The organism is Spirosoma validum (assembly GCF_014699035.1).
In the GTDB taxonomy this organism is placed as follows: Bacteria; Bacteroidota; Bacteroidia; order Cytophagales; family Spirosomataceae; genus Spirosoma; species Spirosoma validum.
Genome location: NZ_JACXAA010000008.1, coordinates 218965 through 233190 on the forward strand (window position 1 = coordinate 218965; position 14226 = coordinate 233190).

At 47.2% G+C, this 14226-nt stretch carries 13 protein-coding genes; 6 read left to right on the forward strand and 7 right to left on the reverse strand.

Annotation, left to right across the window (positions count from 1 at the left end; genetic code table 11):
• Window positions 1-148: 148 nt before the first annotated feature.
• Complete coding sequence (locus tag IC230_RS21275) at window positions 149-472, reverse strand: hypothetical protein (RefSeq protein ID WP_191041065.1); 324 nt, start codon at window positions 470-472, stop codon at window positions 149-151.
• An 82-nt stretch (window positions 473-554) separates the two neighbouring features.
• On the reverse strand, window positions 555-887 hold the full coding sequence (locus tag IC230_RS21280) for a hypothetical protein (protein WP_191041066.1): 333 nt from the start codon (window positions 885-887) through the stop codon (window positions 555-557).
• 650 nt (window positions 888-1537) lie between these two features.
• Between IC230_RS21280 and IC230_RS21285 the strand changes: the two genes are divergently transcribed.
• Genes IC230_RS21285 through IC230_RS21300 form a run of 4 tightly spaced genes read left to right on the forward strand, consistent with a single transcriptional unit; the run spans window position 1538 to window position 4394 of the window.
• A complete protein-coding gene (locus IC230_RS21285; protein ID WP_191041067.1) occupies window positions 1538-2230 on the forward strand; it encodes a hypothetical protein in 693 nt (230 codons plus the stop codon).
• A 26-nt stretch (window positions 2231-2256) separates the two neighbouring features.
• Complete coding sequence (locus tag IC230_RS21290; protein ID WP_191041068.1) at window positions 2257-2907, forward strand: hypothetical protein; 651 nt, start codon at window positions 2257-2259, stop codon at window positions 2905-2907.
• Window positions 2886-3695, forward strand: coding sequence for a sensor histidine kinase (locus IC230_RS21295; protein ID WP_191041069.1), 810 nt, complete (start codon window positions 2886-2888; stop codon window positions 3693-3695). The genes IC230_RS21290 and IC230_RS21295 overlap by 22 nt, the downstream gene beginning before the upstream one ends.
• Window positions 3696-3719: 24 nt before the next feature.
• On the forward strand, window positions 3720-4394 hold the full coding sequence (locus IC230_RS21300) for a response regulator transcription factor (protein ID WP_191041070.1): 675 nt from the start codon (window positions 3720-3722) through the stop codon (window positions 4392-4394).
• 334 nt (window positions 4395-4728) lie between these two features.
• Here IC230_RS21300 and IC230_RS21305 read toward each other — a convergent pair whose 3' ends face one another.
• Window positions 4729-5091 carry a hypothetical protein gene (locus tag IC230_RS21305; RefSeq protein ID WP_191041071.1) on the reverse strand — a complete coding sequence of 121 codons (363 nt, stop codon included), beginning with the start codon at window positions 5089-5091 and terminating at the stop codon, window positions 4729-4731.
• A gap of 112 nt (window positions 5092-5203) precedes the next feature.
• Window positions 5204-5710, reverse strand: a complete 507-nt coding sequence (locus tag IC230_RS21310) for a CAP domain-containing protein (protein WP_191041072.1) — start codon at window positions 5708-5710, stop codon at window positions 5204-5206.
• Window positions 5711-6123: 413 nt separating this feature from the next.
• On the opposite strand from IC230_RS21310, the gene IC230_RS21315 reads away from it, so the two are divergent.
• On the forward strand, window positions 6124-7863 hold the full coding sequence (locus tag IC230_RS21315) for a gliding motility-associated C-terminal domain-containing protein (protein WP_191041073.1): 1740 nt from the start codon (window positions 6124-6126) through the stop codon (window positions 7861-7863).
• 155 nt (window positions 7864-8018) lie between these two features.
• Here IC230_RS21315 and IC230_RS21320 read toward each other — a convergent pair whose 3' ends face one another.
• Window positions 8019-8933 (reverse strand): Nif3-like dinuclear metal center hexameric protein, encoded by a 915-nt coding sequence (locus IC230_RS21320; RefSeq protein ID WP_191041074.1) that lies wholly within the window; start codon window positions 8931-8933, stop codon window positions 8019-8021.
• A 102-nt stretch (window positions 8934-9035) separates the two neighbouring features.
• Here IC230_RS21320 and IC230_RS21325 point away from each other — a divergent pair, with 102 nt between their 5' ends.
• Complete coding sequence (locus IC230_RS21325) at window positions 9036-9869, forward strand: SdiA-regulated domain-containing protein (protein WP_191041075.1); 834 nt, start codon at window positions 9036-9038, stop codon at window positions 9867-9869.
• Between the two features lie 86 nt (window positions 9870-9955).
• Here the strand turns inward: IC230_RS21325 and IC230_RS21330 are convergent, their stop codons facing one another.
• Together IC230_RS21330 and IC230_RS21335 are read right to left on the reverse strand one after the other, a co-directional pair.
• Window positions 9956-12445: a fibronectin type III domain-containing protein gene (locus tag IC230_RS21330; RefSeq protein ID WP_191041076.1), complete on the reverse strand. Its 2490-nt coding sequence runs from the start codon at window positions 12443-12445 to the stop codon at window positions 9956-9958.
• 379 nt (window positions 12446-12824) lie between these two features.
• Window positions 12825-14051 (reverse strand): ABC transporter permease, encoded by a 1227-nt coding sequence (locus IC230_RS21335; RefSeq protein WP_191041077.1) that lies wholly within the window; start codon window positions 14049-14051, stop codon window positions 12825-12827.
• Window positions 14052-14226 lie beyond the last annotated feature (175 nt).

The window sequence follows — 14226 nt, forward strand, 5'->3', positions numbered from 1 at the left end:
GAAAAAGTCCTTGCAACAGTGCCGGACACAAACACAGGTAGAGCAAAACAGCAGTCAGATACCGAAGCACTGACTGCTGTTTTTTAAGCTTACTTTCCTAAATCAATAGACGCTACGGTCTACCGTTCTGGAAGCTACCTATGAACGCCTACGTAACATTGATTAGGCCGAGTGTATTGTCAAAGATCGTTCCGGTAATCGTATAATTAGCTGTGCTGGCATTACCTTCTTCATAGATAAATCCTTGACTGGCTACGTTGTCTTTACCAGCTACTACATCAGCGTGTAACCAGACAATCGCGCCATTCGGCACACCCAGCGAACCTGGATCTGCGGTTTCAGTCTGGCCGACCGGAAAGCTGCCGCCCGCCTTGGAGGTTGCTCTCGTGCCATCTTCCCGCATATAATCAAATTCAATTTTAACGACAAATCCTCCGCCGTTATGGAGCGACATTTTTCCAATGGTTTGCATGATTGTAGGGAGTTATAGGGTGAAAAAAGAGTAGATAATTATTGTTTTACAGGGAATAGGTGATGTTTTAATCTGACTGGAATTACCAGGAAAACAATCTGCCACTTTTGTTGACAATTGTGTGCCCAAACGACTCAACGTCAACGGAATAGTCGAGCTCTTCCTGACTGAAATTAGCGGTTAATGTTACCGTCGCTTTGGCGATGCCGACTGATCCACCCAACGTAACGGAAGGATTGGATGGGTTAAGAACTGCCTGGCCAATCGACACGCCTAGTAACGAAGCTCCAACGGCAATCTGAGGAACGCTAAGGTCCAGATTCCAGGTGATAGTCAGAGGGCCGAAGGAAATAGAACTACTGGTAACACTTCCTAATTGAGCAGCTTCAGCGGCTGTAAGTTGATAGGCTTCCATCGAATGAATTGTTTAAAAGATATCTGCTGAATTGGTGCAGCAGACCAACACCAGTTTTGGTAAAAAGAGGAAGTCTAATTGGGGTAATGGATCACTTCGTCCACGGCTATAATCGTCCTGGTGCACATCGGATGACTGGTAACCGTCGGCTTCTGCTATCTCATTTACCTATCGAGAATAAACAGGAATTAAACGCTTTAAACTGTAGCCTTTGCTGATACGTGATGGAATGGATCTGATTATGAAATAAGATGCAACTCCCGGGTATGGCTTCAGTCAATGTGTTTATTCACTACGTAGTCTGCGACCGATTAGTAAGACAAAATTCATAGATGGACGACGAATGAAACAGACTAGAAACACCTGTTCTTGAAAATACGTGTTTACAGGGGAGGGTAGTGTAAACAGGTAAGTAGAATCGGTAAACTACAGGAGGATACCGTATAATAAATATTGTAAGCATATTAGATTATAATATATGCACAGACCAACTAACTTCTGAACGAGTTACAATTAGTTTAAAATAATACACACTTTTGTGTCGGATTGCTTAAGCCGTTTTTTGTAAGACCGGAACGATTCCGGAAGTCTGTAAAAAATATGCAAAGCAGGCCAATAAATATCCTCTTATCTCCCAAACTACTATAAACATGGCACAAACAAGTGGTATCATTAAAGACCAGGATTTTTTAAACTGGACAAACGCCTGGAGTGAAAGTGAATTCAGCAAGTCAGGTTTTGCTCACCTGTTCGCACAAAAACAGGAGGGCGTCCAGTTCAGTGACGAAAGTATGTTTGATATCGTATCAACTATAGGATTGGATACGATTCAGGTACGCTTTGGTCTCAATTCTGATGATAAAGAGAATCAGTTTCAGGTTTTCATGTATGGAATAGATGGCCTGGGCACAAGAGTTACACCGTACTATGGTTCCAGTCCCATAGTGTCCTCTGGAGAACTTGGCGATACCCCTCATGAAGTACCTGATGTGGTAGCTCAACAATGGATGGACCTCTGGAAGAAGGCGCTTCAGGAAGACTCTGTTAATGCCTCAAGTTTCAAGACAAATTACGGTTACCTGAGGGGCTATGGTTACGCCATGAGATCCGTAGTCGATACGCTTTTTCCTGGGCCAGATGTTAAAGCCAATATAATCAATGTTTTCTTTGGATTACATCAATATCTAGGGCGAGCAGCTGATCCTGAAAATCCTACATTTACATTTGGCTTGATTCTTCATAGTCAAATCGTTAAGCCCGGCGATAATCAAAAGGTGCTTGGGAATGACAACGACGAGAGCGTTTACTATGACTTAAGTACTCCTTGTCCACCTACGTGTTAGCGTTTACTCTCTGTTGACAGACAACAATGGTGTATACGCTTGAGCAGATTATTGTTTTTCTGGCTTCACTACCGGCTGTACTTGCGGCAACGTTTGTTGGAGCAGTACGGTTCAGGTACGTTACGCCTGCACTTCGTACGCTCTGCCTCTTAATTTCCTTTGCATTTCTCACCGAAATTGTATCGCGAGCCATGTGGTTGACTAAAACGTCCAATCTATTTCTGTGGCCAGTTTATACATCGGTTGAATTTGGCTTACTTATATGGATGTACAGCCTGAATTTAGGAAGCGCTGTACTGGTGCAGTTTCGGATTTGGCTAATCGTTGCTTTTGTCAGTACTGTGGTCGGTCTGGAGTTTTTCAGTCCGACCCATTTGCTGATTAGCAATGCGGCAAGGCTAATTGAGAGTGTAGGTGTTATCATACTCACATTGGTTTTTTTTTACAGAACCTTTCAAGAGTTGATCGTACGGCGTCTCGAGCGGGAACCTATGTTTTGGGTATCGAGCGGGTTACTATTGTTTTTCTCTGGTAATCTCTTCGTTTTCATTTTTGCCAATTTCGTTCTCAATTATTCCCAGAAACTGAATTATCAACTATGGATCGTTCATGCCGTGCTTAACGCATTTTTATATAGTGCCTATACCTACGCGTTATGGATAAGCCCGAAGAAGTAGAGTTTGCCAAGTTGCTATTCGGAGGAATCGCGGCTATGATTCTGCTGGCTCTGGCGATTGTTCTGTTTGCGATTATCTACCAGCGCAAACTGTATGCGCAGCAAGCTCAACTTCATCAGCTCGAACTGAGCCGTCAGAAGGAGATAACCGAGTCGGTGGTTCGCTCGCAGGAGCGGGAGCGCGAACGTATTGCCCGCGATTTGCACGACGAAGTAGGAGCCTCGTTATCGACCGCTAAATTGTTTGTTAACCAGATTCAGCACGAAACGGCCGTCGACGATATAAAAGAACTGGCGCAACAAGCGGGGGGTATTCTGGGCGATATGGTGCAGGATGTTCGGCAGATTGCCCAGAACTTATCGCCTGTAATTCTGGATAATGTAGGCTTATCGGACGCCGTTAAACTGATCATGAACCGGCTACAATTATCCGGATTGCAAGTCAGCAGTCAAATTGAACCGGTCGATAAAGAACTGGATAAAGAAAAACAGTTAGCCTTGTATCGCATTGTTCAGGAAGTTGTCGGGAACATTGTAAAACATGCCGGGGCAACCCATGTCGCTTTGACTCTTGCCTGTCAGGACAATACGATCCGGCTGCAAATTGACGACGACGGACGCGGGTTTCTGTATCCCCAACCCGATTTGTCAGCCAGATCCGGTATGGGCATGGGTAGTATACGGGCGCGGGCTGGCTTATTGAATGCACAACTTCATATTACGTCGGCGGTAGGAAAAGGGACCCGGATAGAACTGAACATCCCGGTGCTGCCGCCATCTGTTTCGTAATCCTCATTTGTCAGACACTCAACCATGAATCTAACGAAAATTGCTATTGTCGATGATCACAAACTATTTCGTCAGGGTCTGACCCAGATTTTAAGTCGATCCAGTGATTACGAAGTCGTGCTGGAAGCTGCTTCAGGCAGAGAGCTACTGGAAAAAATCGATACCCATATGCCGGATGTGGTCTTGCTGGATCTCTATATGGATGACATGGATGGAAAAGAAGTTAGTAAGATTCTGCTGGAAAAGTATGAACAGCTAAAGATTATTATCCTGTCCATGACGTATTCACCTGAGCTGATTTTTCAGATGACGAAACTGGGAGTGCACGGTTATTTACCTAAGGATATTGATCAGACACTGCTCCGTGATGCGATCAATCAGGTAAGAACGAAAGGGTATTATATTAACGATGAAATTGCAAAGGCTCTGAGACAAGGTGTGCAGACCGGCGACAAAAAATTCACGAAAAACAAAGTCTCCCTTACGTCTATCAACGTCGATTTGACTGAGCGGGAGATGGACGTACTGAAACTGATTTGTCAGGGGTTAAATACCGGTCAGATAGCCGATAAGCTGTTCATTAGTTATCGAACCGTAGAAGGACATCGAAAAAACCTACTGGAAAAAACCGGCGCAAATAATTCCGTGAGCTTAGCGCTTTTTGCGGTCAAACATCATTTGCTGACACCGGTCGAATAAGGATCAAAGATTTACCTCATTCAGTACTGAACCAACCCCTTACAATCGGTACAATTCGTTCCGCATTTCATACACTTTATGCTTTGTATTCTACTGTTGGGCCAAAATCATGTTTTTGAATCGTAGCTGACATGACAATTTTGTTACGTCAACTCACAAAAACAAAGCCCTTAACGACATCATTCAGGGTTTTGATTCGCTCAAATAGAAATCAAGAAACAGACATAAATAGGTTTAAGAAGTAAGGGTTAGGTTACAGAGCCTGGATACGTATCCGGGCTATTGTTTTTTTTACACTCCATACTAACCACGAAGCCGCAGCTACTCTTTATAACTAGTGCCTCACTGAAATTTCGGTAAGCTCGAACGGCAGGGGCGAAACGTTTGCCGTTTCGAGGAAGGGAGACGTAAGGAAATAGCCACTTACATAAACAGATAAGCTATCTTTTTGGAATGATTGAGGTAGGTTACAGGGACCCAGAGGAACAGGATTGTATCCGGTGGCAGGAAGTAGCTGATAATTTCCTGGTTGATTGCCAACCGTCAAAATAATGGCTGGAATAGCCTTATGTAATCCGTTTCGACGTCGCATATCGGGATCGGAATACGTACAGGGCGTGACGACTACGCTTACCCGGTCGTTATGGCAACTGAGTAGTGTGATCAACAGAAAAAATAAAGGTAAAGCAGGTCTCATCTCGCATGTTTAGGATAGGACTCCACTTCGTTCCTATTCGTTGTAATAGAGTCAGCCTCAGCCGCGAACTTACAACTTACTGACTTCGATAGGGGTATGAATCGAAACCTACTTACCGGGGCGTAGCGAAATCCGTAACCCAGTAATAATGGTATTTGCCACTGGTGGTGTAGGCAAGACCAATACCGATTTCCTTGACGGAGCCATCCATCAGGTTTTTACAATGACCGGGCGATTTTATCCAGCCATCGACCACCTCACGAGCCGTCATCTGGCCCGCGGCAATGTTTTCTTCAACCAATGACCATCGATAGCCCTCCCGGTTGATCCGGTCCCAGGAATTGGCAACGTCGCGTTTCGGCTGCGTATGGCTTAGTTTTTGGACAGAAGCCATCCAGTTGGCATGTTGTTGAGCCGCTGCCGTCAGCTTTTCGTTGTAAGCCAACGGGGCTACCGCCGGGTATCTTTTATTGCCGCATTGGCAGGATTTTGACCGGGCCTGGTTGATATACGTAAATACATCCTGGAGTACTTTTTCGGGCGAAGTAGTCTGAGCCGCCGAGGGCAACACCACGCTGGACAGGGTAACCAGCAGCGCAAAGCAAAACGTCTTTTTCATCGATAACTTTCTTGATTAACTAACGAATGCGACCTGTCTTTATCGTATATCGCTGGACTTCCTGTTCTGACTAAAACGCACGGCTTATGACTTTTGCTTTTCAGGATGCTGCGCTCAAAACAAGGGCGAAGGGGCTGATACTTGATCAGTTTACTGGTTTGAGAAAAAGGTACCACGGGTTTTAACCCGTTCGGGAATTGTCCCAAAAACGGGTTAAAACCCGTGATACCGGTAATGAAAATTAAATTAGTGTAGTACCGGTATCAATCTGGACGCTCGTTTTTCGATCGGACTCACGGGCTGTCTGTTACCTGATGCAGCCTGTCAAATTTAATTTGATCATTTGCCACAACACTCAGGGCCAGTGCGTAAAGACGAATAAAAAAGCTGGAGAAGAAACGCTACGGGATGCTATGAAAAAACAGCTACTTCTGGTTTGGTTTATTGTCATATATAGTTCACTCAGTTACGGTCAGCAGGTCGATTGCAGTAATCTTGGTTTTGAGGAAGGAACAACCCGGGGCTGGATTTTGACCAGCGGTACGGTTGCCGCCGTCAATCAGGTAGTAGCTTATCAGGCCGAGACAGTAGGGACGGTTGAAAATGGCCACTACGTTACGTCGCTGAGTGATGGGAACGATCCAAAAATCACGGGCGATAAAATTCCAATGGTGGCACCCGGCAGTACGCATTCCATTCGGATTGGCAACACAACCCGTGGTTCGCGCTTCGACCGGATCAAAACAACCTATCTCGTTACGCCCGATAATACGTTGTTTCAGTACAAGTTCGCTGTCATTCTGGAAAATCCCGCTCACCAGGATTACCAGCAACCCGCCTTCAGTGTTCAGATTACCAACTCAACTGGCCAGACCATCTCGTGCAGTTATTACAACGTTACGTCGTCGGGCTCGATTCAGGGGTTCAAAAATCAGGGCGATATTCGCTATCGGGACTGGACGACAGGGGCCGTTGATCTGCGGAATTACGTTGGGCAGACAATTACGATTGAAGTAACCGCTCATGGCTGCACCGAAAGACGCCACTTCGGCTATGCTTATTTCGACGCGCAGTGTCTGAAGGCCGAAATCACGAAAGATATGTATTGCGCCGATGGCGATCAGCCCATGACATTACGTGCCCCCGACGGCTTTGCGGCTTATGTATGGAATACGGGCGCTACGACGCAGACCGTTCAGATTAAACCCGTTCGGGGAGCTAAGTATTGGGTGAAAGTGAAACCGTTTTCGAGCCTGAATGAGACCTGCGAACTGCAACTCGATCATGTTGTTGATTTCGAAGCTCCCCGCGCCCCAACGGTACAAACCGCTTCGATCTGTGAAGGTGATGCCTACGTGGTTGGCGACTCCTCATACCGTCGGGCCGGTACGTATCAGACGCGAATCAGCCGGGGTACGGGACGTTGCGACAGCCTGGTTCAAACGACGCTGACCGTTCGACCGCTCGCCCGAAGTGTACAAAGCCTCACGTTCTGCGAAGGGGAAAGCTTAACGGTTGGTGATACCGTTTTCCGAACGAGTGGCACCTATGTGCAGCGATTACACCGAAATGCACCGCTGTGCGACAGTCTCGTTGCGACGCAGGTAATACTCCGGCGATTCGACCTGGCAGTTAACCGGGACGTATTGATCAGTCCAACTGATAGTGTGCAACTCATAGCCACTGTGCAACCCGGTGGAAATTATCAGTTTCGCTGGTCGCCAGCCGAAGGATTGTCGTGCCCCACCTGCGCCGTTACGTGGGCTAAACCGTTCAATACAACCCGTTATACCGTGTCGGTAAAAAATCTGGATGAAGGATGCCAGAAAGAGGTTTCGGTTACGGTATCTGTAGGAGCCTGTACGGTGTATGCACCCGATGCGTTTTCGCCCAACAACGACGGCGTCAACGATGTTTTTTACATTATAGGGAGCGCCTGCACGCAACGAATTGCCGAGTTGACTATCTACGACCGGTGGGGCGAAATTATTTTCCGGAAAGAAAATTTTGCGCCGTCCGACCCCGCATCGGGCTGGAATGGTATGTATCAGGGTATTCTGGCGGGAAGTGGTACGTATGCCTATACGCTGCTGGTCGATTACATTGATGGAATGAGCAATCGTTCTAAAGGAACTGTCATGCTGGTTCGGTAATAGCAAGAGCAAGTTGTGGTGTCGGTTACGAATAACCAACCCGTGAGGTTTCTCAAAACCTTTTGTTTCGTTTGGTTTTAAGAAACTTCACGGGTCAGCTGTAAGCCTCTGACCTCACGCTGCATCGTTTATACGTAGCTCTGGGCCGAACCTTCTCATACATATGTAAAAGGATTGCCTGACGGAATGTAGGAAACCTTGATGCCGGGAATTTTAGGTTGCAGCCAGGAAACCAGCCATTCCATCCCAGCCGCTTCACTCATGATGTGTCCCAGAATGACCAGCGAGAGTTTTTGCCCTTGTCGACGGGCGTCCCGAACGTATTCCGGCGTTTCCCACTCGCTGGATTCGCCACACAAAACGACATCGGGTTTGGTACGTTCGATGGCCGCAATCTGATTCCGTCCACCCGATGCACCGACCAGCAATAATACGCGCTGGCACGATTGCGTCATATCGCCAACCACCCGTACTTGTTTAATGCCCAATTTGTCTTTAGCATGGGTAATGATCTGACTCAGTGGAGTCGCCGGTAAGGTAATAATCGAAGGAGTTTTCTCATCAGCCTGCTTTGTCCAATCCAGCGCTTTTAAAACGCCTGCGTAGATGCCGTCGGGGCGGTGCGAATGCCAGTAATCATGAAAGCGCCAGACCGCAATACCGTGTTTGGTTAACAGCTCGTGTTTGTGACGAAAGACTGCATCGTCTTTCAGCCAATCGGTTTCGTCGGCGTGATTGTAGAACGTTGGTTCGTGAACGATAATGAAGTTCGCTCCGGCAGCCGCGGCTTTTTCAATGACCTCTGTCGTGGCGAACATGGTCGAAACAATCCCGGTCACTTTCTGCGACGAAGTGCCTGATTTTAACGTATCGACAGTTTTGGCGAACGGCGCGCCCGGTATGGTTTTCAGGATCAGATCCATCACCTGACCGACGGTCATGGGTTGCTGGCCTGACAAAAGCGATTCCGCATGGGTCAGGCCAGGCGTGATCATCACCATCGACGTACCTACGGCTTTGGTCAGGGTCGTAACGAATGTTCGTCGGCTGGTGTTTTCGTGTATGTTCATGGTTTCGGATTTATGCTGATTGATACGTTGGTAAAATACTTGCGAGTTAAGTTACAGAATTACCCAGGTCAAAGCCTACTTTTGCCACAAACCCATTCGCTTATGAAGTATTTTCTGGTGGCCAGTATGCTCCTTCTGTGGGGGTGCGGTACGTCGACAAAAACGGACAGGCAGCCTGAATCCGGAACACTGGAGTCGAATTTCAAACTGCCTTATCAGCTTAGCGCTCCTACGGAGACCTACAAGTTACCGAAGGAATTGAAGGAAATATCGGGCCTGAGTTACTACAAAGATGATAAACTTCTCTGTGTGCAGGACGAAGAAGCCGTGGCGTATGTATTCGATACGAAGAAAAAAGAAGTCACTGAGAATTTTGGGTTCGGAGGTTACGGTGATTTTGAAGGGATCGAGTACGTCAATGGGGAGATTTTTGCGCTCGAAAGTAACGGCAATCTGTTTCGGTTCAAGCCAGAATCGACGCAGATTGGTCGGACTAAAACCGATTTGCCCAAGCATACTGAAGTGGAAGGACTAGGCTATGACCCGAAAACAAAACGACTGCTGATTGCCGTTAAAAATGGAAACGAAGCCAGCGATAAAGCCGTTTATTCCTTTGATTTACGCTATAAAGTCGTTTTCAAAGACATGAGCTTAAACGACGAGCAACTCAAAGCCGCTGGTGTCGATCCGAAAACCTATAAACCCTCTGGCATTGCCGTACATCCCCTAACGGGCGAATGGTACATACTGACGTCCGCTGGTAAACGGTTGCTTATCACCAGCCGAAAAGCTAAAATCATCTATTCCGAACCGCTCGATCCGAACCTATTCACCCAGCCTGAAGGTATTTGCTTTGCCCCCAACGGCGATCTGTTCATCGCCAGCGAAGGCAATAAGAAAAAAGGGTATATCCTGAAGTTTCCGTACCGAAAATAATCACTCCTCTTTTGTCTATTAACAGATCGCTTCCAGCAGGGCATTTTCTATCTCAAACAGTTTCATTGAAAATCAGTGCCAACGGATCACTGCTGAAAATAATCAACCTTGTCGGCGTCGATGTTGTTGGTCGGCTTGCTGTCGACACTATTACTGCCAAGTACTGTGGCGCTTATGGTTAATGCGCCGGTTGTAGCCCCTGGGCTGAGTGATCCACTTAAACCAAGACTTAGTTTGTCTCCAGGCTCAATTCGCTGGGTGGTGGTTAGTACGTAGTAACTGGCATCTGAGGAAACAAAACTCCAGACTCCATTCTGCACAGATCGTCCTCCTAAGCTTGTCAGGCCAGTATCGAAGTTAAGTCCCACACGGGAGTCTTTAGTGATTTTGACCGTAACAAGGCCGCTGGTTGGCCGCGAATTAAGTTCTACCAGGTCCAGCACAACCGAAATGGATGAGTTACCATAACTTGGGGAGGGCCGTACATACATAATTGGTGTTAAATCGGGTTCGATTGGTAACGTCTGGAAGGTATTCAATGAACTGGAGAAGTCGGATGTCTCGGTGGCAGAACATAACGTACGGACTTGCCATTCGTAGATCGTGTTACTGGTTAATCCCGTTAGCGTAAGGGGGCTTCCAATAGTTGCAGCCGGCAGGTTATTTACTACCGTCCAGTTGGTAGTGCCCCAAATTCGGTAACGAACCTGGTAGCTCGTCTCGGTGTTGGCAGCCCAATAACTCCAGGACAATTGGGCCGAACTGGTTGTGACATTCGTTACCTGGAAACTAGAAGGTGGAGCGCATGAGAAAGTAGTAAATGTATATAAAGATGAAAAATCAGAAGTGGCTCCGCCGTTATCGCACACCGTTCTAACCTGCCATTCATAGGTCGAACTACCGGTTAAGGCCGTGATATTGACCGACGTACTGGTCAAGTGATTAACGTTGATCCAGTCATTTGTTCCGGTCGTCCGATAGCGGAGGTCATAGCTTGTATTCAATCCGACTTGTTCCCAACTGAGAACAGCCGAGGTAACCATGGGTGATACAGACTGATTGTAGGGTACCTGAAGTTGACATTGAATACCCGTCCTAAAACGAACAGGACCTGAATACGTATCATTCCCGGCTGCCCGAACCTGCCACTCATATTCTGTATCCATACTGAGCTGATTAAGCAAGTAAAACGGCTCAGTAGGAGTATTGTCCGACGTCCAGTTCGCTACGCCCACCGGACGCCATTGCAACTGATACTGTGCGCCTTCACCCAAGCTATTCCAAACCAGTTGGGCGCTGGTTTGCGTAATGTCGGTTGTGATGAGCCCAGTTACCGGAGGAACGGGCAACGTCAGGACCGAGGTAATGGAACTAATGCTTCCCGTTGTGCTATTAGACGGACGAATTCGATAGTAATACTGGGTTTGGGCAGTAACCTTCGTATCGACAAATCTTGTTTCATTGGTAGCCGTTCCCCCGATGGGAACAAAATCGGTGGTGGGTGAGGTAGACCGTTCGATAAAATAGCCCATTTCATTGTCGGCGTTATCCTGCCAGGTGATCACAACCGCGACGCCGGTGCTGGTCGCCGTCAAATTACTGGCAGGCACTACGTTAGTCGCTGGAAAATCGAGCGTGTAGGCGGTATGACTTTGCCGAAGCGCCAGGGCTGCCTGCATGCGCTCGGCTTGTCCCTGCGTGAAATCATGGGTACACGTCATGGAAACGTAATACGACATCGCATTGGTGGTCATTGGATCAAAAAGATCCCCATTGGCATCGCGGGCTGTACTGGTCGGATTATACCGGGGACAACCATTAACGTAGCTGACGCTTATTCCGGCCATACCATACGGGTCGGCCGGAGTGTCACAGATCAGGTCACCGGCGATCTCGCAATTGGCCCCCGGCCCTCGCGTGACTAATTCATCGGTTATGACAGTCCCATTAGAGGGTCCGAGTGTATGGAACAGGCCAAAGTTGTGCCCCAACTCGTGGGGGATCGTGTAATTGCCAACAATGGTATCGCTGGCACTCTGCGCATAGGTTTGAATAAACGATCGGGTCGACTGCAGGTTGTTTGCCGGATAATAGGCGTAGCCGCCATATCCCCCCTGTATATTATTAACGTAATACTGGTTCATGGCCTGGTGACTGTCGTGGCTATCCACTAAAGGTCCTTCTCCAAATGGGAAGCTGTTATACAATCCGTCATCATCTACATAATCGGGGGTAGTACCAGCAAAATAAAACTGAATACCTATGTTGTTCAGCAGATAATATCGATTCGTAGCGGCCAGTACCTGATTGATGCTGGTCAATGTGTAGCCGTCTGTGCCGTTACTCCGGCGAATGATATGGGGACGAATCGGCACATACGTAATCGTTGTAAAAGCGGTCTGGGTGGCCATCTTTCTTTTTAGAGCCAGAATCGCCTGTTGCTTAAGCGCGTTGGCCTGTGCGGACGTCAGGTCCTTTATGCCGCAAAAGGGTTGATCGGGTCTGAAAGATTGTTGACCCTTTACCAGCAGGTAGTTACTCAGCAGAATAGCGAGGGTATAAAAAATCTTGTTCATTTTGGTGAATAGAAAATGTGAATCCAGTAGCGTATACTCATCAAAGCGTGAAGTCGTTTATTCGGCTTATTTTATTGCCGATAGAATTGACGTTTAAAAGAAGTTGTGGCTGAACGCATTCATCACGGGTCGGGAGATACAGGTAGTGTTTAAGCGTAAAAAGCAACAGGGTAATGAAATAAAAAAACCTGGCTTATTGAGCCAGGTTCCTAAGATAAAGTATCAAGTGAGGGTTTATGCAGATTTAAATTGCATTGTCTCAAAAGTGAAAGGAATAGTCCCCAATCTCATAAAAACGGGTTCCAAGATGACAAAAATGAATAAGAACTGGAGCGCTGAAGAATAGGTTTTGAAAAAGAAATAAGACCTCGAAGCAGTCTTATTTCTTAAATGCCAGTGCTTTCACAGGTTGAATCCGGCTAATGATGATTGTAGGAATCCAAAGAACCAACGCGATGATGAGCACCGTCGCTGCGTTCAGAATGAGAATCGTTGGCCAATCCCAGGTAATGGGCACGTAGTTCATGAAGTAGTTTTTAGGGTCGAGTGGAATCAGCTTGAACTTATCTTGAATGAAGCACACCCCTAAGCCCACTACGTTGCCAATGAGCAAGCCCCAGCCAACCATGTTCAACCCAACTACGACGAACAGACGTTGAATAAGCGGATTCGGACTGCCGATGGCTTTCAGTAAACCGATCATAGGCGTCCGTTCGATGATCAGCACCAGTAGCACGGAAACCATATTAAACGAGGCCACAAAACCAATCAGGCTGAGCAGAATCACCATGTTCCGATCAAGCAGCACCATCCAGTCGAACAGGGGTCGGTATTGATCGGTTACGCGGGTCAGCCGCATATCGGGCGACATGACATCGAACACCTTGTCTGCCGTTGTTTCAACCTTATTGAAATCTTTTACGAAAATTTCGTAGGTACCAACCGAATCGATACCCCAACGGTTCAGCCGCTGTATCAGGCGAATATCACCCAGGGCAATGGTCTTATCCACTTCTTCAAGTCCCGTATCGTAAATACCCACTACGGTCATTTTTCGGGCACGGGGTGGATTGCCCAGAAAATAAAGTGGGATGCTTTCGCCCACTTTTACCTTCAATTGATTCGCCATGTACTGACTCAGCAGCAGTTGGGTTGACCCATTCCCCGTATCGGCTCCTACGGTGGGCACCGTTCCAGCTACGAGCGATTCGCGTAGTAAATTCCAGTTATAATCCCGGCCAACGCCTTTTAGAATAACCCCCGTCAGTTCCTCATCGGTTTTCAGAATACCGGCCTTCAGCGCGACAGCCTGGATGTGTTGCACGCCCGGAATTCGAGTGCTATCGCGATAGAGAGCGGTGTTGAGCGGCAGCGTCGTTTCTTCGTAGGAAGCATTGTTACTGAACTTACTGACCTGTAAGTGCGCTCCGAACAAGAATATCTTCTGCTGAATGGTGTTCTTAAAGCCAAACAGCACCGCAAAGGCAACAATCAGAATAGCGAGCCCAAGGGCGATGCTGATAACGCCAATACGGGTAACAGTGGCCGAGAAACTACCATTAGGCGCATGGCGTACTTTGCGGGCCAGAAAAACAGGAACGTTCAAGATCGTATTCAGTTAGCCTTTTGCAGAAGGCAGTAACGCAAGTTAGGTAACTAACTAGGGTCGCAAGCTAGTAGTTTGAACAAATTAATTCAGTGACGTAGCAAAGATAGCCGGTTGATCAGTGGTTTTCGTATGCAGGACGATTTATGCTCTAGTAACGCTTTTGTTGAGATAT